Origin of the sequence: Butyricimonas sp. Marseille-P3923, assembly GCF_900184685.1 — a bacterium.
Classification (GTDB): Bacteria; Bacteroidota; Bacteroidia; order Bacteroidales; family Marinifilaceae; genus Butyricimonas; species Butyricimonas muris.
The window spans coordinates 304,378-324,353 of sequence record NZ_FXXL01000006.1 but is presented as its reverse complement, the minus strand read 5'-3'; the positions used below and the strand labels follow the sequence as shown (position 1 = coordinate 324,353).

Here is a 19,976-nt window from a genome sequence, read left to right as displayed (position 1 = left end):
TAAAGTGTCCACGTGACGCTTGGTTGTTTTGGAAGCGTTTGATTTATAATGTCGTGCATAAGAATTCTATTTTTCTTCAAAAAAATGGCATAAATACTTGTTCGTTTGGAATATTAATGCATATATTTGCAAGCTCAATAAATAAATATGCATATAGAGAAAACGGAAAATGATTTGAATGATTTAGATTAAATTGTACGAAGATGAAGATTGAAGTATTGGTTGCGTCCGAGAAACACCTGTCATACGTGACGGCGATAAATGATGCGATTGACAACGCTGCAAAAGCGCGTGGAACAGGTATAGCAAGAAGAACGAACGAGTATATCGCCGGGAAAATCCGGGATGGCAAGGCGATTATTGCTTTGAACAGAGAAGAGTTCGTGGGCTTCTGTTATATCGAGTGCTGGGGACACCAGAAATTCGTGGCTAATTCCGGGTTGATCGTTGTACCGGCATACCGGGGATTGGGAGTGGCAAAACGCATCAAGAAAGCCGCTTTTGATTTGTCGCGAAGGCGATTCCCGCGGGCGAAATTGTTTGGTCTGACCACGGGCGAGCAAGTGATGCGTATCAATACTTCGTTGGGTTACGTGCCTGTTACTTTTGCCAAGTTGACCGATGACGAGGAGTTTTGGGCAGGTTGCAAATCATGCGTAAATTACGATATCTTACAACGGACAAACATGACAAAATGCCTTTGCACGGGAATGATTTATGATCCAGAGGTACATGCCCGTGTTCGGGATGCAGCGGGGGAAAAGAGCGGGAACCTACCCGGTAGAATCTTCCGAAAATTGCGTCGGGTGGTGAGTGTTATGCTTGCTGCTTTTAAGGCACCGGGAAATCATCCCGGTGGAAAGCAGGAATACGGGGGAGTTGTTTGTCGTTTGTAAATAACAGAAAAATGAAAAAAGTTGTTTTAGCGTATAGTGGAGGATTGGATACCTCCTACTGTGTGAAATACTTGAGCGATGAACTGGGGCTTGAGGTTTACACGGCGATTGCCAACACGGGCGGGTTCTCGCCGGAAGAGTTGGTCGTGATCGAGGAAAAAGCGTACGCCCTTGGGGCGAAACGTCACGTGACGCTCGATGTAACGGGCGAGTATTACGAACAGTGTATTCGCTATATGGTATTCGGGAACGTGTTGCGTAACAAAACTTATCCCGTTTCGGTAAGTTCCGAGCGGACATTTCAAGCGTTGGCAATCGTGCGATATGCCAAGGAAATCGGTGCCGATGCGTTAGCACACGGGAGTACGGGGGCGGGAAACGATCAAGTACGTTTTGATCTTTGTTTCTCGGTATTCGCTCCCGATATGGAAATTATCACGCCGACTCGTGATTTGCGATTGAGCCGGGAGGACGAGATCGCTTATCTGAAAGCAAAGGGAGTGGAACGTGATTGGACAAAATTGGTTTATTCCATAAATAAAGGACTTTGGGGTACTTCCGTTGGTGGGCGGGAAACTCTGACGTCTGACCAGCCGTTGCCCGAAGAGGCTTATCCCTCGTCGTTGCAGCGGGTGGGGGAAGAGGAATTGACTCTCGCCTTTGAACAGGGAGAATTGTGTGCGGTGAACGGGAAAACGTATGCTGATAAAATCGAGGCTATCCGTGTGGTCGAAGCCTTGGCTGCCCCTTGGGCTATCGGGCGGGATACGCACGTGGGCGACACGCTTGTAGGGATTAAAGGTCGCGTGGGCTTCGAGGCTGCTGCACCGTTAATTATTATCAAGGCGCACGAATTACTGGAAAAACACACGTTGACGAAGTGGCAGTCGTACTGGAAGGAGCAATTGGGCAACTGGTACGGGATGTTTCTGCACGAGGCGATGTACGGGGAACCGGTGATGCGGGATATCGAGAAATTTCTGGAACACTCGCAACGTAACGTGTCGGGTGAAGTACGGGTATTGATGCGTCCCTATCACTTTGATTTGTTGGGATGCCATTCTCCGCATGATCTAATGAATGCCTCTTTTGCCAGATACGGGGAGGAAAACAACGCATGGACAGCGGAAGACGTGAAGGGCTTTACCCGAATATTGTCAATGCCGTTGAGAATACACGAGGCGGTTAATAAATGAGTTTATAAAGTTTATAAGGTTCATAAAGTTATAAAGTTACGGGTGTCTTTCGGACAAAATTAAAGCAGCAGTTTGTGTTGCCGTTGATATGGTATCTCGTGAGTTATTAAAACCTTGTAAACCTTATGAACTTTATGAACTTTATAAACTAATTGTCATGATAAGAGTTGGAATAGCAGGTGCTGCCGGGTACACGGCGGGAGAGTTGATTCGGATTCTCGTGAATCATCCCGCCGTGGAATTGCGGTATTTGCAGAGTGAATCACACCGGAGAGAACCGATAGGACGGGTGCATCGGGATTTGTTGTATTCAAAACAGGTTTTCACGGATTTGGATTTTGATGACATAGATGTACTTTTCCTGTGTATGGGGCATGGAGTTTCTGCCCGTTTTCTATCGGAGAACAAGATACCGCCATCCGTGAGGGTGATTGATTTGAGTAATGACTTTCGTTTACGGGCGTCGGCAGGTAATTTCGTGTACGGGTTACCGGAGTTAAATAAGGACAAGATCATGGAATGTCAACGTGTTGCAAATCCGGGTTGTTTCGCGACTGCGATAGAGTTGGCTTTGTTGCCTTTCGCGAAGGGTGGATTGTTGACAGATAGAATTACGGTCTTCGGCATAACCGGAGCGACAGGTGCGGGGCAACGGCCAACAGAAGAAACGCATTACAGTAACCGGGCGCAGAACTTATCCGTGTACAAGGTTTTCACGCATCAGCATTTGGGCGAGATTCGGGAAACCTTGCAGGAGGCGGGAGCAAAAACAGAACCCGATATCGCTTTTGTACCCGTGCGAGGATGTCATACACGGGGAATTATGGTGAACGTTGTGTTTCAAAGTAAAGCCACGTTAGAGGAATTGACAACTCTTTATAAAACGTATTATGAGCAACATCCGTTTGTACTCATGAGCGATGAGCCGGTGTCATTGAAACAAGTTGTGAACACGAATTATTGTTTTATTCATCCGGATAAAGAGGGGGATAACGTGCTCGTGACATCAATGATTGATAATCTGATAAAAGGAGCTTCCGGACAGGCGGTGCAAAATATGAACCTGATGTTCGGTTTAGACGAAATGACAGGATTGCGATTGAAAGCAAATTATTTTTAATGATCAAGAAATGTTTGAAGTATATAATCTGATAAATATAGAGCCCGTCCGGGCAGAGGGAATGTATTTTTGGGATAAGGAAGGAAACAAATACCTTGACCTCTATGGCGGGCATGCCGTGATTTCCATCGGGCATACCCATCCCTGGTACGTGGCGGGAATCACGGAACAGTTGGAAAAGATCGGTTTCTATTCCAATTCGGTGGAGAATCATTTGCAAGGAGAGTTGGAGGAGAAATTGAAACACCTTTCGGGATGTATGGATTACAACCTGTTCCTCTGTAATAGTGGGGCTGAGGCGAACGAGAACGCTTTGAAACTTGCTTCGTTCGTGACCGGGCGGGCAAAGGTGCTTGCCATGTGCGGGGCTTTTCACGGGCGAACAAGCGGAGCCGTGGCGGTGACCGATAATCCCGAAATACGGGCTTCGTGGAATATGGGGCATCAAGTGAAGTTTATCCCGTTGAATGACGAGAAAGCTCTCGAACGGGAATTGGCAAGCGAAGAGTATGCGGCTGTTATCATCGAGGGAATCCAAGGTGTGGGAGGAATCCGGGTAGCGGAACCTGCTTTTTTGCAATTGGCACGAGAATGTTGTAACAATCGCGGGACTCTGTTGATACTTGACGAAATACAATCCGGGTACGGGCGGAGCGGACAATTTTTTGCACATCGCTATGCCGGGATAAAACCCGACATGATTACTATGGCTAAAGGCATGGGGAACGGATTCCCAGTGGCGGGAGTACTTGTTCACGAATGGATAGAGGCAAGGAAAGGAATACTGGGAACCACTTTCGGGGGAAGTCACTTGGCGTGTGCTGCGGCCATTGCCGTGTTGGACGTGATGCAGCGGGAAAATCTGATAGAGAACGCCTTGCAGGTCGGAGAATACTTTGCCGAACAACTGAGAGGATTACCCGGGGTAATTGAAGTACGGGGAAAGGGATTGATGATAGGAGTGGATATTGATATTCCGCATACTATATTCCGTCGCCGCTTGTTGGCGAATTACAGGATTATCACGGGATACAGCGGGAAAAATACATTACGGTTACTTCCCCCGTTGTGCATGAGAAAGGAGGAAGTGGATTATTTCACGGAAAGCTTTAAAGGCAATTGAAAATTGAAAGTTGAAAATGAATGCGACATGAGATATAAAGTAATAAAAGTTGGCGGGGCATTGTTGGAAGACGAGGGGCGGTTGGAGCTGCTCTGTCGGAAACTGGCGAAAATAGAACCTCCTTTCATGATTGTGCATGGGGGAGGAATATTTGCCGGACAATTGGCGGAACGTTTGGGAATACCCTGCCGGATGATTGACGGGCGTCGGGTAACAGACGATGAGATGTTGCGTGTAACCGTGATGGCATACGCCGGGTGGGTGAACAAGATATTGGTAGCCCGGTTGCAGGCACTTGGTGTAAACGCTTGCGGGTTATCCGGTTGCGATATGAATTTGGTGGGTGCGAAACAGAGAGTGCAAGAAGGTGTAGAATGGGGACATGTGGGAGATGTTGTACATGTAAATAGTACTGTATTGGAATTGTTGTTCCAAAGTGGGGTTGTGCCAGTCCTGTCACCGATCACGTGTGACGGGCAGGGAGGATTATTAAATTCCAATGCCGATGGAATCGCATCGGCTGTCGCGAAAGCCTTGTCTTCCCGTGTAGAAGTCGAATTAATCTATTGTTTCAATAAACGTGGAGTATTAAGAGATATAGAAGATGAAAATTCCGTGATTCCTCGTTTGACTCCCGTTATGTATGACAAACTCAGACAGGAAGGACCTATTCATGCTGGAATGATTCCAAAATTAGAGTATTCATTTGCTGCAATACACGCGGGAGTACAATCCGTGCGATTGGTTCATCCCGATGAATTGGATAATCCCGAGGCAGGCACTCGAATAACCGGAGAAGAATAATGGATACAAAGGAGGCAATAGAAGTATTAAAACGGATTATATCCATCCCCTCTTTTAGCGGGGAGGAGGGGCAAGTGGCAGATGTTATAACCGGAATACTGCAAAAATATAGGTTCGACGTGCATCGTCAAGGTAATAACGTGTGGAGTCGCTCGCCGGAGTTCGACGCGGCGAAACCCACGTTATTACTGGATGCACACTTGGACACGGTACGTCCCGGTGGGGCATGGGATACCGATCCGTTTACCCCGACGGTAAGAGATGGAAAATTGTACGGCTTGGGAAGTAACGACACGGGCGGAAGTATCGTGTCTATGTTGGCAGCGTTCATCATGTTGAACAGAAAGCCACAAGCGTATAATCTGGTGTATTTGGGTTCCGCGGAAGAAGAAAACACGGGAGCCGGGGGAATACAACGCGTATTCCCGGAATTGGGGAGAATTGATTTTGCCCTCGTGGGCGAGCCTACCGGAATGCGTCCCGCGATAGCCGAAAAAGGTCTTATGGTATTGGATTGCCATGTTGCGGGAGTATCAGGACATGCTGCACGGGAGGAAGGTGTGAATGCTATTTACGAGGCATTGCAAGATATAGAATGGTTTCGCACCTATCGTTTCGAACGGGTGTCGGAACTATTGGGAGCGGTAAAGATGAGCGTTACGGGGATTGAGGCGGGAACGGTACATAACGTGGTTCCCGCGACTTGTCGTTTCATGGTGGACGTACGGGTAAATGAACTTTACACGAACTTACAGATACTTGATACAATCCGTCGCCACGTGAAATGCGAGGTATCCCCCCGCTCTATCTCCCTCGATTCATCATCGGTACCCGCGGATCATCCGGTCGTTCGGCGTTGTCGGGAGTTGGGATTAGAACCCTACGGTTCGCCCACGACCTCGAATCAAGCTGTGATTCCATGCACCTCACTGAAGATCGGTCCGGGAGATAGTGCCCGTTCCCATACGGCGAATGAATATATTCGCTTGGATGAAATAGAGCGAGGAATAGAAACGTTTGTTCGAATATTGGACGGGATAATAATTGATAATTGAAAATTGAAAGTTGAAAATTGAAAATGAAAAGATTTCCGAAACGAAAGACTATTCTGGCTCCTCCTCTGTTTATAGAGGAAACCAGCGATTAAGCGAGGGCAGAAAGAGAGCTTGCTCTCGGTTTGCTGAGTGTGAGCTGGTTCGAGACCGGCTTCCGGGCTCACTTGGCGGCGTAGCCGACGGAGAAGTTTAATCTAAAATCTAAAATTTAAAATCTAAAATTCATGCGGCTTTGGGATAAAGGATACGATATAGACAATTTTACCGAATCATTCACCATCGGGAAAGATCGGGAATTGGACGTGATGTTGGCGAAAGCTGACGTGACGGGGAGTTTGGCACATTTGGAAATGTTACATCACGTGAGTTTGGTAAGTGACGAAGAATACAGACAACTACGAAAGGCATTGATCGGTATTCATGCACGGGTGGAAAAGGGGGAGTTTGTGATAGGAGAAGGGGTTGAGGATGTACACTCGCAAATAGAATTGATGCTGGTGGAGGAATGTGGGGATGCGGGAAAAAAGATCCACACGGGACGTTCCCGGAACGATCAAGTATTACTTGATTTGAAATTGTTTTCGCGGGAAGCGATTTTCGAGACATTGGAAAGCGTGGAACGCTTGTTCCGTTTGTTGATACAGCGGGCGGAGGAAAGCAAGGATATACTGATACCGGGATACACACATTTGCAGGTAGCGATGCCCTCTTCATTCGGATTGTGGTTCGGCGCTTATGCCGAATCGTTGACAGATGATTTGTTGCTCTTGAAAGCGGCGTACGATATGGTAAATACCAATCCGCTTGGGTCGGGTGCAGGCTACGGTTCGTCGATAGCCTTGAACCGGAAAATGACAACCGGGTTGTTGGGATTCGCCGATCTGGCGTATAACGTCGTGTACGCTCAGATGCAAAGAGGAAAGATGGAAAAGAACGTGTTGTTCGGGTTGGCTGCCGTGGCGACAACTTTGGGGCGGCTAGCTGCCGATGTCTGTCTGTTTGCCTGTGGAAATTTCGGTTTCGTACATTTGCCGGATAAATACACGACAGGCTCAAGCATTATGCCGCACAAGAAAAATCCGGATATATTTGAACTGATTCGGGCGAAGTGTAATCGCTTACAATCATTGCCAATCCAAATGGCAATGTTGTGTGGGAATCTCACTTCCGGTTATTTCCGGGATATGCAATTAACGAAGGAATTATATTTACCCGCATTCCGTGAATTGAACGATTGTCTTTTTATGGCTCATCTCGTGCTGAAAGACATGGCGTTAAAACGGGATATACTGAAAGATCCCCGCTACGGGTATATTTTTTCCGTGGAAGATGTAAACGAAATGGTGATGGCGGGAGTACCTTTTCGGGAAGCCTATCGAAAAATAGGAATGCAAGTCCAACAGGGGGAGTATCACGCGGGGACGCATGAGATTCATCACACGCACGAGGGGAGTATCGGGAATCTTTGTCTGAACAAAATAAAGGACAGGTTTGACGAAAGAATGGCCGCATGGGATATTTCTGCCGTTCGGGAAGCTGAAAAACGCTTGTTGAAATTGTAGTCTTTTTCTACACTTTTTCCACATAATTCCCCATGGAATACATTCCACGGGGAATTGTAGTTTTATAGCATGTCGTTGATAATTAGATATCTGTGTGATAGTATTACCCTGTTTACCGATATGGCATACAATTCTCTATTATAAGAGTAAAGGATTGAATGATAAAAAAGGAGGAATTATGGTAACGTATATATTTTTCATCGTGATGGCTATTTCGGGACTTTTACTACCGCACTTTTTAAGTGACCCCGAACATGAAGCGGAATAAAGAAAACTCCCCTTTATCCTAAATTGCGTTAAAAACTTTTTTCTTTAGTCGATTAAAACTATTTTCGTGTGTAAAATAATCGACGTATGGCAAAAATCTTAGTGGTTGATGATGATACGACTTTCTGTATCATGTTGAAGAATTGGTTAGGGAAACGGGGATTCGAGGTGGAGAATGCATTCTCGTACAAGGAAGCCGTGAAAAAATTGGACAAGGAGACGTTTGATCTTGTGCTGACGGATTTGCGTTTACCCGATAAGGACGGGATTGATTTGTTGCGGTTGATTAAAGAGAAAACACCCGAGACACAGGTGTTGCTAATGACAGGATACGCCGATATTCAGACAGCCGTGACGGCGATGAAGTTGGGGGCTTTTGATTACGTGGCAAAACCGGTTATCCCGGACGAAATTCTGAAGAAATTGCAGGAAGCGTTGAAGCTGGAAACGGAACCTGCCAAGCCGGTTCAGGCAAAAGTTAAAACAACGGCTTTCGCTTATATAAAAGGGGTAAGTGAGAGTGCTGATCAGCAGTACGAGTATATCCGTTTGGTGGGACCGACCATGATGACCGTTTTAATTAACGGCGAGAGCGGTACCGGTAAGGAATATATAGCCCGTCTGATTCACTTGACGAGTGCCCGGAAAGACGGGCCTTTCGTGGCAGTGGATTGCGGGGCTATCCCGAGAGATATTGCCACGAGCGAACTTTTCGGACACGTGAAAGGTGCTTTTACGGGGGCAGCGTGTGATAAACAAGGATATTTTGTGACGGCATCCGGGGGAACGATTTTCCTCGATGAGATAGGTAATCTGCCTTATGACGTGCAGGTACAATTGTTGCGAGCCCTTGAAGAACGCAAGGTACATCCCGTGGGAAGTAGTGTCGATGTGCCTTTTGACGTGCGTATTATTTCGGCTACAAACGAGAATTTGAAAGAAGCTGTTGCCGAAGGGCGTTTCCGGGAAGACTTATACCATCGTCTCAACGAGTTTTCCATCCAAGCTTTGCCGTTAAGAGAACGGAAAGAGGATATCATGGTATTTGCCAATCATTTCCTTGACAAGGCGAACGAAGAATTGGGTAAACAAGTGGCAGGATTTGATGATGAGGTGATGCGGATATTTAATACTTACGCTTGGCCGGGTAACCTTCGTGAATTGCGTAATATCGTGAAACGGGCAACCCTGCTTTGCCAAGGAAAATTAATCACCAAGATATGCTTGCCACCGGAATTATCACAAAAGCCTGTCGAACCGGAAAAGACGATGGGTACCCGCCGGGAGATGGAAATCGAATTAATAAAGGAAGCTCTGCAAAAGTGCAGGAATAACAAGAGCGAGGCTGCCCGGATGCTCCAAATCGACCGAAAAACCCTGTATAATAAGCTAAAAAACTATGGGTTGGAGGATTTATAGTTTGTAAAGTTTATAAGGTTTATAAAGTTTAAAAAGTTCATAAAGTTTAAAAAAATCAACGAGATATTATATCAACGGCAGCTTGTGCTGCCGTTTTAATTTTGTCCGAAGGACACCCGTAACTTTATAAACCTTATGAACTTTATAAACTCCGAAGCAACTGTATTACTTCATTCCCCGTTTGAACGACTTTTCTCACGGTTTCAGCTACCTGTGCTTCTTCCACTTGTTCGGGATCCATTCTCTCGAGGGAGAGTAATAGCGGTATAACTTGATGGATTGACAATTGTTTGAACATAGGCAGCATCTTGTGAGCGAGTTTCTTGACTTGTTCCATCTCGTGTTGCTGCACGTGTTCCTCAAGATGTTGGAAATTCTGGACACAATCCGAAACAAAGGATTGAATGATCTGGTTTGCGGCATCCTTATCGTTGTCGGCGAAGACCATGATCATACTTAGGTCAAAAGGTGCGTTCGTGTCATGGTCTTCACCCGTGGGTGGAGCTATTTTGATGTCCCAGTCCAATAACTCGTTTACCTTGGTGTAAAGTTGTTCCGGGGTAAACGGTTTATTCAGGTAGGCAGAGAACCCGGCATCAAGGTACTCCTGCTCCTGCATGTCAGCTCGTGCCGACAGCGCGATGACAGGAAGGTCTTTTATCTTTTCCGATGCTGACTGTCTGATCTGTTTCACCAGTTCGAACCCGTCCATATCAGGCATCTGTATATCCGAGAGAACAAGGTCGTAATTCCCTTTTTCGAGTATGGACAGCGCTTCAAGAGGATGGGTGCACGTGTCGCTGCTAATACCTACTTTACGCAAAAATTCCGAATTGACGGTAAGCTGTAATTCATCATCATCCACGAGGAAGGCTTTTGTTCCCTCGTGCATAACGGGAGCGATTTGTCCCGGTTCTGTCGCGGCTGTTTCTTGCATGGGCGCTTTCACGAGAGGAAGTTTCACGGTGAATGTGCTTCCTTCCCCCTTTTTACTGTTGAGGGAGAGTTCTCCTCCTAACAGGTGTACGAGTTGCATCGTGATCGTGAGTCCCAATCCGGTTCCTTCCGCGCCGTTATTGTGCTGTGGCGTAAGTCGGGTAAATTCCTTGAAAATAAGTTCCTGTTCTTCTTCCGTCATGCCGGGACCGGAGTCTTTGATAACGATCATCAGTTGCTCGTTGTTGGTTCCGGGGATAAAGGCGGAGAGCGAAATCTTACCTTTTTGAGTGTATTTGATGGCGTTGGAGAGGATATTCACCACGATCTGCCTTACTTTCATGGGATCGCCCAAGAAATGTTCGTTCAGTGCGTTGCTGATATCACTCCTTAATTCCAATCCTTTTTCTCCGGCCAAGGGCAGAAAACTGTCTGCAATCTCTTGCAGGAGGCGACCGGGAGTATACGGAACGGTATTAATCTCCATTTTGTTGGCTTCCAACTTGGAGAAATCCAGTAGGTTGTTAGCTAGATGCAATATATGCTCGGCAGAGCCTTTCATGTTCCGGAGGAAATAATATTGGCGTTCCTCCAAGGGTGTATTGCTCAGTAATTCAATATACCCGATAATAGAACTTAGAGGTGATTTTATATCATGCGTAACGGTAAGCATCAACTTTTCCCGGTTGTGCAACAAACGTTCCGTGTAAGCGTTGGCGGCTTCCAGTTCCCGCCTGTATCGTTGGCTTTGGCTGATGTCATTGATGATAAGAATAACAAAAAACACCACCAGCAAGCAGGCTATGATTGCCACCCACGAGAGCGTTTGGGTAAGCTGTTCGGTGGTTGTTTGCTGCTGTTCCAAACGGATGCGGGTGTGCTCGATTTCCTCTTTTTCGAGGGCTTTTAATATGCGTTTCAAACGTTCCGTGATCTTTTGTCCGCTTTGTATGACAATCTTTTCCCGCTTGTAAATCTCTGCATCGATTTCTTCTTTCTCTTGCTGGTATTGACTCCACGAATCGCGAATCACGTTCATGAGTGAATCCGTGTTATTGGATATCCCGACCGTGTCCGCGAAATAGTGATAGGTCGTGTCCACTCTTAAAATGGAATCCCTTTTAGTACGGATGCCGAGCCATCCTTTCTTTTCTTTAATAATCTTACTGCTATCCACTGTCGCGACAATCCGGTGTTTGATTTTAGGCTCTTTGCCGATAGAGTCTTTCAGAAATTCAATCTTTTCAACTGTCTTATTATAAAAATCCTCCGGGATAGCGTATTTCTTGACATAGAGTAAATCTTTCAAATTCTGTATCCGGTCGCTCAAAAGCGCGTGAACCGTGTCGATCCGCATGTTTTGTTCCTCGCTCATGGACAGATATTTCAAGGTATCCATATTATACCGGATATCTTGAATCAATTGCATATACCTGTTGAAATTCTTTTCCGAGCCGGTTTGGGAAAAAGACAACCCGGTATTCTCTGCCTCGTATAATTTTGTCAGCGTGTTGCCGATGATGAATAATTTCTGTTGCATGACAATCTCGTCATTCCCTTTCTCCGTGAGAGCTATCGTCTGCTTGTAAATAAAAATGATGGCAATAGCACCGAGAAGGAGTATCAGAATATACCCCGTGATCAGTTTGAATTTGGTAAATTTAAACGGTCTTTGCATAACTATCAGTTTGTACAAAGGTATAAAAATCCCGATAATCCGAATCGGTAACACAGGGCAAATGCGTTAAAAACGCTTTTCGCCCGGTTCATAAAGTTGAGCTTTTCAGCTCCTAAAGTTTATAAAGTTCATAAAGTACTGGGCGTCCTTCGGACAAGGTTTACCGGCAGCCATGCTGCCGTGGACAAAGCGCCCGCTAGGGTCCATAAACCTTATGAACTTTATGGACTTTATAAACTTTTGACTAAAAGGGCAAAAGCGTTTTGACGCGTTTGCCCTGATCAGTAATACGGGTATATATATCCGTAATTCGTATAACGAACGGTTTATCGTTTCCCCTTATTTTTGTATTATCGAATAAACGAGATACAATATAATAACCACAAAAATAGAATAGTATGAGCAAGAAATGTTATTTATTCATGTTAGCGGCGGTATTCACCGGCGTCGGATTGGAAGCACAGCCTTCAGCGGAAAAGAAAAAAGTACTGGTCGTGTATTATTCCCATAGCGGGAATACCAAAGAGGTGGCGAACCAGATAAAAGAAGCCACGGGTGCCGATGTTTTTGAAATCGTACCGGAGAAAGCCTATCCGACCAACTATCAGGCGGTAGTCGATCAGGCAAAGAAAGAGATCGCGGAAGGACATAAACCTGCAATAAAGGGAAAGATCGAAAATATCGAGCAGTACGATACCATATTCGTGGGTTCGCCTTGTTGGTGGGCGACGATTGCCCCTCCCGTGGCAACATTCTTGTCCGGGTATAATTTATCGGGAAAAACAATCATCCCGTTTATGACACACGAGGGTAGCCGCATGGGACATACGGGTGATGATATCAAGAAACTTTGCCCGAAATCAAAGGTACTGGACGGCTTCCCGGTACGAGGCAGCCAAGTGAAGAAAGCGAAAGAGGATATATTGAAATGGTTGCGGGAGATTAAGGTAATCCGGTGAATAAAAAATGTGTGTCAAAACTGACACACATTCTTTTATGTGATCCCCACGGGACTCGAACCCATATCAAAGGAACCGGAATCCTTCATTCTATCCATTGAACTAGGGGACCATTGTTTTATCCGAGTGCAAAGCTAATCAATTTTTTAAAAAAAGGGAGCATTTGCCCCCTTTTTTTAAATTATAATTGATAAAAGTATTATACTTTCTTCCGTGTCGCGTAGCTGATACGAAGCGAATTCGCTTTACGCAGTTCTTGCTTCACGTCGGTAACAATACCCATCTTTGTAAATTGATCAACTTTCAAGTTGTTGGTAATCATGTTGCGCTCTTCCTCCTTGCGAGTTTCCTGCTCGGCGATCACGAAGGCACTGATTTCATTTAAATTGGCAAGTTTATCATTTAACTGAATACGCGGTTCACTACCGTATACCCCGACAAACTGATCTTTCGGTTTCCCGATATAGATATTACTAACCAAGGATTTCTTTTCCAATTTTGAAACTTGTCTTGCCTCGGGCATACCGTTGTTGACCATAAGGGTAACCTCGCGCATCGTTGTACTTACCATGAAGAAGAATAACAACATGAAAACGATGTCAGGTAAAGATGCCGTTGAAATTGCCGGTACATCTTTCGAGCCTTCTTTTCTGAATTTAGCCATTATTTACCTCCTCCTTTCTGTCCAACATTCTTAGGTTCTGCCTCGGAAATAGCTGTCGGGATGTATTTTCTTACCGCATCCATCTGCTCTTCCGTGAGTTCACTATACTTCTTTCCCCACTTCTCCATGGCCTTCATATCTCTTACTTCATCGTACGCTGCCGTCAATTCATCTTGAACGGCAATATACATTTTGTAAGACGTACCGCGGTCACTTTGCAGGGAAACTATACCATTCGAGATCTCGACCTGCCCGAAGAAAGGAATCTCTTTCAATTTCTTGCTCGGGAGATCCGGTTTATTATCCTTGTTCAGGATAAATTCTATCGTTTTTGCCTTCAACTGGGAAATGTCCATCATCTCGGAATTTACAGCCAACATATCATCCTTGTTTACCATCACCTGTAAAACGTTACGTTTGGCAACGGGAGGAATCTGTACTTTATCCTCGGGTGGCATGGGCGGCAACCGTCTGAACAAACCGGAATCGACGTCCATTGTTGTTGATACCAAGAAGAAGATCAACAACAAGAATGCGATGTCCGCCGTTGAAGTGGCATTAATTTCCGGTGTCTTTTTTCTTGCCATAATAATTATCTAAAGCGTCTGATAATTTCAGTTACAATAATTGCCAACACGGCTCCGATTCCCAAGAAATACATGGTAAACAACATCGTATCGGCAAATTTCAAAGTGCCTTCCACGTTGTCCGGTCCGTCGTATCCCGGAAGATTCATGATCGTTCCGTCTGACATGGAATAAGCGATTAAAACGAGTAAACATACTCCGACGAGCGCAATCAGCGTTTTAACTGCCTGTTTCGGGTTGGTCAACAGGCGACCAATCGGGAATACTAAAGCAGCAAGGGCTGTCAACCCGAACAATATATATGCCCACCATATTAATTGGTCTGTGTATACAGGCGTGCTATATTGGGCGTTCGGAAGCTCTCCCCCGAAGAAAAATAACCCAACTAACACCACTGTAATGGCAAACATTGCAATGGTTAGGATATTTAATAACTTGGTTACTTTAAGCATGGTTTAGTGTTTTTGATTGTACTTTACAAGGATATCTAACAAGGTTACGGATGCATCTTCCATATCGTTTACGATACTTTCAACTTTTGCAACACAGTAGTTGTAGAACACCTGAAGAATCATGGCAACGATCAAACCGGCAACGGTCGTGATCAACGCAACCTTGATACCTCCCGCAACCAATGACGGTTGGATATCACCTGCAGCCTGAATCTTATCGAAGGCGTCGATCATACCGATAACTGTTCCCAAGAATCCCAACATCGGGGCCAAAGCGATAAACAAAGCGATCCAAGACATTCCTTTTTCCAAAAGTCCCATTTGAACGGAACCGTAAGAAACAACGGATTTCTCTACCATTTCGATTCCTTGGTCATAACGGGATAATCCTTGATAGAAAATACTTGCGATAGGACCTCTGGTCGTGCGGCATACTTCTTTCGCTGCTTCAACACCACCGTTTTCCAAAGCGTCTTCTACACTCGCGATTAATTTCTTGCTATTAGTAGCTGCCAAGTTCAAGTAGATAACTCTCTCGATAGCGATAGCCAAACCAAAGATCAAAGCCAAGATAACGAAGCTCATGAACATGGCACCACCCTCGATGAATTTTTGTTTTACAACGGCGTGGAAAGAAGAGCTTTCGATGGCGTCTTCATCTTCCAGAACGGTCGGGTCTGTTGTAGTTTCTTCGTCTTGATAAGTTTCTGTGGTCTCTGTTTGAGTCATTTCATCCTCTTGAGCCATTAGCATAGATGATGCTCCAATAGTAAGCATTCCTAAAACTGCTATTAGTGCAAATAATTTTCTCATGATCAATTTAACTGATTTTTAGTTTATTAATAATTAAATTTTAACTCTATATTTTGTTTTAAGCTGTTATATTTTTCAATTTGCACCACCTTGAGTCCAAATCGGGCACCAAGGTATAAAAAAAACGTTAAAAGCCAATATATTTGGGTGATATTTCTCCCTTCAAGGCGTTATTTAAATATTTTTTCACTTCGTTAGGGTCTTTATATTTGCCCAGCACGTACATCATTTTACACGCTGCCGCTTCCGTCGTGATGTCATGCCCGCTGATAACTCCGGCGTTAAGTAATTCTCTACTTGTTTCATACTTACCCATTTCCACGCTTCCGCCTTGGCATTGGGTAACATTATATATAAAGATACCTTTCGACAGGGCATCCTTTACTTTGTTAAGAAAAACTTTATTTGTCGGGGCATTCCCGGAACCGTAAGTTTCGAGTATGATTCCTTTCAGTCCCGGGATACCCGTTACGGCGTCGATCACTTCCGGACGCATACCCGGGAATATTTTCAATATGGCGATATTCGTGTCCACGTCGCAGAATGCCTCCACCGGTTCCACCCTCGGCGTGTAATCAATCGCACTGTAATCGTAATGGATATGAATACCTATGCTCGCTAAAGGGGGATAATTGAATGACTGGAACGCATCGAAGCTCTCGGCGTTTATCTTGGTCGTTCGGTTTCCCCTGAATAATTTAGCCCCGAACAGGATACATACTTCCGGTACGATAGCTTTTTCTTGGTCATAAGCCGCCGCGATTTCGATGGCGGCGATCAGATTTTCTTTCCCGTCCGTGCGAATTTTCCCGATCGGCAATTGCGATCCGGTAAACACGACCGGTTTCGTCAGGTTGTTCAGCATGAAACTCAATGCCGCTGCCGAGTATGCCATCGTGTCCGTTCCGTGCAGGATCACGAATCCCCGGTAATCGTCGTAATTCTTCAGGATGATCTCGCATAGATCTTTCCACAGCTTCGGTTGCAGATCCGAGGAGTCGATGATTTCCGGTAATGTATAACTATCGATCGTGAAGCCGAATTCTTTGATTTCGGGAACTTCACAGGCAATCTGGTCGAAATTGAACGGGCATAACGCCCCCGTTTCGGGATCGTTCACCATCCCGATGGTTCCGCCAGTATATATAATCAACACGGGTTTTGTCATAAATCAAAATTTATTATCCACGCTTTTGCTATGCAAATTAAATAAATTCATCGCATTATTCGTTGTTATTTCCTGTATTTTTTTCGTGTCGACACCTCTAATTTCAGCAATTTTAGCGGCTATACACGGAATATAACTACTTTCATTCCGTTTTCCCCGGAAAGGGACAGGCGCGAGGTAGGGTGCGTCCGTTTCAAGAACAAGGTGTTCCGTTTCTATTTTGCCGACGACTTCGGCCATAGAAGATTTTTTGAAGGTGACGACCCCGCCGATACCTAATCGGAACCCGAGATCTATCGCCCGTCGGGCGTCTTCCTCGTTGCCGGGGAAACAATGGAGTATCCCCTTCATATTATAATGTTGCTTTTTCAACACGGCGAAAATTTCCGGCAAGGATTCCCTTGAATGAATCACCACGGGAAGATCCATTTCACGGGCGATATGCAGTTGCCGTTCAAAAACGACGATTTGCTCCTTGTAATAAGTTTTGTCCCAGTAGAGGTCAATCCCGCACTCCCCGATACCGTATATCGTCGTTTGCCCGAGAAGTTTCTCGAAGGCTTTCATCTCTTCCTTGTACGAAGCGTTGACCGAGGTAGGGTGGACTCCCAGCAACGGGAACAGGTTATCCGGGTATTGCCCGGCAAGCGCCAACATGGATTGCCGTGTAGTTCTATCTATATCCGGTAAAATGATATACCGGACGTCAGCTTCAAAAGCCCGTCGCACGGTTTCATCCCGATCATTGTCAAATTCTTCCGCATAAATGTGCGAATGAGTATCTATGTACATGTTTCCTTTATCTTGCGGGACAAATATAGGGAATAATTCGGGGGAATGCAAAGGTTTCCGGTTGCAGGTTTTCTTCACGGGATTAGTATAAATACTGTATATACTCATAACCTGAAAGAATCAAACTATACTTCCATATGACTTCCGGTTTAGTAGTACATAAAAAACTTTAGATAAGCTTTTACTTCCCTTTATGAACGCTATTTATAATAGGGTTCGTATAGGGTTCATATAGGGTTCGTATAGCGTTCATGACGGAATTGAACCGGAATTGATATGGAAGTATAGTTGTATTAATATAGGTTATTGACTTGACTTGTAGATGATTTCTTCGTGTTGTGTTGAAAATTGAAAACAGCCTTGTGCGATTGAAATTTTAGATAGCCCGTTTTGTTCTGATACAACATCTAATGTTGGAATATTTATTTTGTTCTTGATTTTTTTTGTAAAACGGAATAATTTCCCGATTTTTTATAATTTTGTGTTTGATTCATTCCGTAAACAGGCTAGAATGGGATTATCTATTGAAAAAATCAGACAAGGTGACGAGTTGGCTTTTAAGGAGTTGTTCGACGAGTACTATCAGGCTTTGTGCGTGTTCGCCACGACTTACTTGAAGGATGACACTTTGGCCGCGGATATCGTGCAGGAGAGTTTCGTGAAGTTTTGGAAGCGTCGTGCGGATTTTAATGATACCTTTAATATAAAGTCTTTTCTTTACACGATCGTGCGCAATCATTGTCTGAATTCGATACGGGATAACAAATTGAAACGGGAAGATTTGTCTGTCGTGATGTCGGAGGAATTTTACACGGAGACATTGATCGAGGAAGAAGCGTACAGGATTTTTTACGAGGCGGTGAATGCGTTGCCCCCGCAAACACGTCAAGTCATACAGTTGTCCTTGGACGGTTTGAAAAATTCAGAGATCGCCGAACGTTTAGGTGTTGCCGAGAGTTCCGTGCACACGTTGAAAAAAATTGCTTACAAGAAACTGCGTGTGATGCTGAAAGATTATTATTACTTGGTATTTGTATTTCTTCATTGATTTTTCAAGAATGTAAGTTTTTGTAAATCTGTGTGTTTTATTCTGTTTGGAAAAATAAATGGAATAAAATGAATTTTCCGTTCCCCATAAAAATTGATTTTCGTGTTATATATTAAAACGATTGTAATAACAGACGGTTTTATAGAGGAAAAATTTATTTATGATGAAGCAAGGAAAAAATGATATGGAATACGATCCTTTTGTTATCGCTCAATGGATAGCAGCCTCGTTGACGGGGGAATTGTCGGGGGAGGAGGAACGGAAGCTGGCGGCGTGGCGGGAGAGTTCGGCTAAACACGAACGCTTGTACGAACGGTTGTTGGACGAGGAGAGCCGGAGGTGGAAAAAGCTGCAGTTCGATTCATTTGACAAGGAGAGCGGCTGGAAGGGATACAAGGAAAAACGGAGTCGGGAGAGAAGGATTTCCTGCGGGTGGGTACGCTTCGTGCGTTACGCTGCCGTGTTGCTGGTACCCTTGTGCGTGGCGCTGTATCTGTGGAAAGGACAGACGGAAGATAAGTCCGTGTTACCGGTAATGGCGAGCCACACGATTGAACCGGGAGGGGCGAAAGCTTCATTGATTTTGTCCACCGGGGACGTTGTCGATTTGGCAGCAACTTCCGGTGCCATCCGGGTAAACGATGGAATGGTTATACAGAATTGCGGAAATATGCTTTCTTATCAAGACACGGCAGGGAAGGTTCCGACGGATAGTTTGATGTATAACGTGGTAACGGTACCGAAAGGCGGGGAATATCAACTGGTGTTGAGTGACGGGACGCAAGTGTACTTGAATTCGATGACCCGGATTCGTTATCCCGTCCGGTTTACCGGGGATACCCGTGACGTGGAACTGGAAGGGGAGGCTTATTTCGAGGTGGCACGAGACGAGGAGAAGCCGTTTGTCGTGAGGACGGCGTGTTATGATGTAACCGTGTTGGGAACGTGCTTTAATGTAGCCGCTTACCGGAATGATAACATGACGAGCACGACGTTGGTGCAGGGGGCTGTCGAGGTTTCCGGCAAGGGTATTGCCGAGGCGAGAAGGTTGCGGGTGGATGAACGTTTCGTGCTGGATAAGGTGACGGGCAAGGTGACAGTGGAAAAGGTGGATGTGAGTTATGACACAGCTTGGAAGGAGGGGAAATTTCGCTTTCGGGACGTGCGTTTGGAGGAGATCATGCGGGATGTCGAACGCTGGTATGATGTGACGGTGGAGTATGACAGTGACGAGGTGAAAGATTTCCGGTTCGGTTTTAACATGAGCCGCCACGAGACGATAGAGCCTCTGTTGCGCATTTTCGAGTTGAACGGTAAGGTAGAAATAGAGAGAAATGGAAACATGTTAAAGGTTAAACGCGGCAGATAAAAATGGCAGGAAATGCCGGTAACATTTCCTGCCGAAATTATCACCGTTGAGACAGAGATAATTATTAA

Annotated in this window: 18 protein-coding genes and 1 tRNA gene; 11 read left to right on the top strand and 8 right to left on the bottom strand. The window is 45.2% G+C overall.

The window, feature by feature from the left end:
- The first annotated feature begins 203 nt into the window (after positions 1-203).
- The 8 genes from CS948_RS07270 to CS948_RS07235 all read left to right on the top strand — a co-directional run bounded on the left by CS948_RS07270 (position 204) and on the right by CS948_RS07235 (position 9,442).
- Positions 204-896, top strand: coding sequence for a GNAT family N-acetyltransferase (locus tag CS948_RS07270; RefSeq protein ID WP_099291049.1), 693 nt, complete (start codon positions 204-206; stop codon positions 894-896).
- A gap of 11 nt (positions 897-907) precedes the next feature.
- Entirely contained in the window at positions 908-2,092 is a 1,185-nt protein-coding gene (locus tag CS948_RS07265; protein WP_099291048.1) for an argininosuccinate synthase, read from the top strand.
- A gap of 157 nt (positions 2,093-2,249) precedes the next feature.
- Positions 2,250-3,212 (top strand): N-acetyl-gamma-glutamyl-phosphate reductase, encoded by a 963-nt coding sequence (argC, locus tag CS948_RS07260; RefSeq protein ID WP_176554966.1) that lies wholly within the window; start codon positions 2,250-2,252, stop codon positions 3,210-3,212.
- 10 nt (positions 3,213-3,222) lie between these two features.
- Positions 3,223-4,335: an aspartate aminotransferase family protein gene (locus tag CS948_RS07255; protein WP_099291047.1), complete on the top strand. Its 1,113-nt coding sequence runs from the start codon at positions 3,223-3,225 to the stop codon at positions 4,333-4,335.
- A 27-nt stretch (positions 4,336-4,362) separates the two neighbouring features.
- Positions 4,363-5,139: an acetylglutamate kinase gene (gene argB, locus CS948_RS07250; protein WP_099291046.1), complete on the top strand. Its 777-nt coding sequence runs from the start codon at positions 4,363-4,365 to the stop codon at positions 5,137-5,139.
- Positions 5,139-6,194, top strand: a complete 1,056-nt coding sequence (locus CS948_RS07245; RefSeq protein ID WP_099291045.1) for a M20 family metallo-hydrolase — start codon at positions 5,139-5,141, stop codon at positions 6,192-6,194. Before argB ends, CS948_RS07245 begins: the two co-directional genes overlap by 1 nt.
- 224 nt (positions 6,195-6,418) lie before the next feature.
- On the top strand, positions 6,419-7,756 hold the full coding sequence (gene argH / locus CS948_RS07240; RefSeq protein WP_099291044.1) for an argininosuccinate lyase: 1,338 nt from the start codon (positions 6,419-6,421) through the stop codon (positions 7,754-7,756).
- 354 nt (positions 7,757-8,110) lie between these two features.
- Complete coding sequence (locus CS948_RS07235; protein WP_099291043.1) at positions 8,111-9,442, top strand: sigma-54 dependent transcriptional regulator; 1,332 nt, start codon at positions 8,111-8,113, stop codon at positions 9,440-9,442.
- Positions 9,443-9,584: 142 nt separating this feature from the next.
- Here CS948_RS07235 and CS948_RS07230 read toward each other — a convergent pair whose 3' ends face one another.
- On the bottom strand, positions 9,585-12,056 hold the full coding sequence (locus CS948_RS07230; protein ID WP_141560905.1) for an ATP-binding protein: 2,472 nt from the start codon (positions 12,054-12,056) through the stop codon (positions 9,585-9,587).
- 398 nt (positions 12,057-12,454) lie between these two features.
- Here CS948_RS07230 and CS948_RS07225 point away from each other — a divergent pair, with 398 nt between their 5' ends.
- Complete coding sequence (locus CS948_RS07225) at positions 12,455-13,015, top strand: flavodoxin (RefSeq protein WP_255301900.1); 561 nt, start codon at positions 12,455-12,457, stop codon at positions 13,013-13,015.
- Positions 13,016-13,055: 40 nt separating this feature from the next.
- Here CS948_RS07225 and CS948_RS07220 read toward each other — a convergent pair.
- From CS948_RS07220 to CS948_RS07190, 7 genes are all read right to left on the bottom strand, one after another.
- Positions 13,056-13,127: transfer RNA gene (locus CS948_RS07220), tRNA-Arg, on the bottom strand.
- An 87-nt stretch (positions 13,128-13,214) separates the two neighbouring features.
- Positions 13,215-13,679, bottom strand: coding sequence for a biopolymer transporter ExbD (locus CS948_RS07215; protein ID WP_099291041.1), 465 nt, complete (start codon positions 13,677-13,679; stop codon positions 13,215-13,217).
- Entirely contained in the window at positions 13,679-14,266 is a 588-nt protein-coding gene (locus CS948_RS07210) for a biopolymer transporter ExbD (RefSeq protein ID WP_176554965.1), read from the bottom strand. Before CS948_RS07210 ends, CS948_RS07215 begins: the two co-directional genes overlap by 1 nt.
- Positions 14,267-14,271: 5 nt before the next feature.
- On the bottom strand, positions 14,272-14,718 hold the full coding sequence (locus tag CS948_RS07205; RefSeq protein ID WP_099291039.1) for a hypothetical protein: 447 nt from the start codon (positions 14,716-14,718) through the stop codon (positions 14,272-14,274).
- Positions 14,719-14,721: 3 nt separating this feature from the next.
- The gene (locus tag CS948_RS07200; RefSeq protein ID WP_099291038.1) at positions 14,722-15,531 is read right to left on the bottom strand and encodes a MotA/TolQ/ExbB proton channel family protein; all 810 of its coding nucleotides are present in this window, start codon (positions 15,529-15,531) and stop codon (positions 14,722-14,724) included.
- A gap of 127 nt (positions 15,532-15,658) precedes the next feature.
- Positions 15,659-16,699, bottom strand: coding sequence for an asparaginase (locus CS948_RS07195; protein ID WP_099291037.1), 1,041 nt, complete (start codon positions 16,697-16,699; stop codon positions 15,659-15,661).
- Between the two features lie 3 nt (positions 16,700-16,702).
- Positions 16,703-17,599, bottom strand: a complete 897-nt coding sequence (locus CS948_RS07190; RefSeq protein ID WP_255301899.1) for a TatD family hydrolase — start codon at positions 17,597-17,599, stop codon at positions 16,703-16,705.
- Positions 17,600-18,002: 403 nt separating this feature from the next.
- On the opposite strand from CS948_RS07190, the gene CS948_RS07185 reads away from it, so the two are divergent.
- Both CS948_RS07185 and CS948_RS07180 read left to right on the top strand, forming a co-directional pair.
- A complete protein-coding gene (locus CS948_RS07185) occupies positions 18,003-18,539 on the top strand; it encodes an RNA polymerase sigma factor (protein WP_099291826.1) in 537 nt (178 codons plus the stop codon).
- A 160-nt stretch (positions 18,540-18,699) separates the two neighbouring features.
- Entirely contained in the window at positions 18,700-19,908 is a 1,209-nt protein-coding gene (locus tag CS948_RS07180; RefSeq protein WP_099291036.1) for a FecR family protein, read from the top strand.
- Positions 19,909-19,976 lie beyond the last annotated feature (68 nt).

What these genes read in the sequence shown, in the direction of transcription:
- CS948_RS07270 (WP_099291049.1), top strand. Translation starts at nt 204, where the DNA reads ATGAAGATTGAAGTATTGGTTGCGTCCGAGAAACACCTGTCATACGTG.
- CS948_RS07265 (WP_099291048.1), top strand. Translation starts at nt 908, where the DNA reads ATGAAAAAAGTTGTTTTAGCGTATAGTGGAGGATTGGATACCTCCTAC.
- argC (WP_176554966.1), top strand. Translation starts at nt 2,250, where the DNA reads ATGATAAGAGTTGGAATAGCAGGTGCTGCCGGGTACACGGCGGGAGAG.
- CS948_RS07255 (WP_099291047.1), top strand. Translation starts at nt 3,223, where the DNA reads ATGTTTGAAGTATATAATCTGATAAATATAGAGCCCGTCCGGGCAGAG.
- argB (WP_099291046.1), top strand. Translation starts at nt 4,363, where the DNA reads ATGAGATATAAAGTAATAAAAGTTGGCGGGGCATTGTTGGAAGACGAG.
- CS948_RS07245 (WP_099291045.1), top strand. Translation starts at nt 5,139, where the DNA reads ATGGATACAAAGGAGGCAATAGAAGTATTAAAACGGATTATATCCATC.
- argH (WP_099291044.1), top strand. Translation starts at nt 6,419, where the DNA reads ATGCGGCTTTGGGATAAAGGATACGATATAGACAATTTTACCGAATCA.
- CS948_RS07235 (WP_099291043.1), top strand. Translation starts at nt 8,111, where the DNA reads ATGGCAAAAATCTTAGTGGTTGATGATGATACGACTTTCTGTATCATG.
- CS948_RS07230 (WP_141560905.1), bottom strand. Translation starts at nt 12,056, where the DNA reads ATGCAAAGACCGTTTAAATTTACCAAATTCAAACTGATCACGGGGTAT.
- CS948_RS07225 (WP_255301900.1), top strand. Translation starts at nt 12,455, where the DNA reads ATGAGCAAGAAATGTTATTTATTCATGTTAGCGGCGGTATTCACCGGC.
- CS948_RS07215 (WP_099291041.1), bottom strand. Translation starts at nt 13,679, where the DNA reads ATGGCTAAATTCAGAAAAGAAGGCTCGAAAGATGTACCGGCAATTTCA.
- CS948_RS07210 (WP_176554965.1), bottom strand. Translation starts at nt 14,266, where the DNA reads ATGGCAAGAAAAAAGACACCGGAAATTAATGCCACTTCAACGGCGGAC.
- CS948_RS07205 (WP_099291039.1), bottom strand. Translation starts at nt 14,718, where the DNA reads ATGCTTAAAGTAACCAAGTTATTAAATATCCTAACCATTGCAATGTTT.
- CS948_RS07200 (WP_099291038.1), bottom strand. Translation starts at nt 15,531, where the DNA reads ATGAGAAAATTATTTGCACTAATAGCAGTTTTAGGAATGCTTACTATT.
- CS948_RS07195 (WP_099291037.1), bottom strand. Translation starts at nt 16,699, where the DNA reads ATGACAAAACCCGTGTTGATTATATATACTGGCGGAACCATCGGGATG.
- CS948_RS07190 (WP_255301899.1), bottom strand. Translation starts at nt 17,599, where the DNA reads ATGAGTATATACAGTATTTATACTAATCCCGTGAAGAAAACCTGCAAC.
- CS948_RS07185 (WP_099291826.1), top strand. Translation starts at nt 18,003, where the DNA reads ATGGGATTATCTATTGAAAAAATCAGACAAGGTGACGAGTTGGCTTTT.
- CS948_RS07180 (WP_099291036.1), top strand. Translation starts at nt 18,700, where the DNA reads ATGATGAAGCAAGGAAAAAATGATATGGAATACGATCCTTTTGTTATC.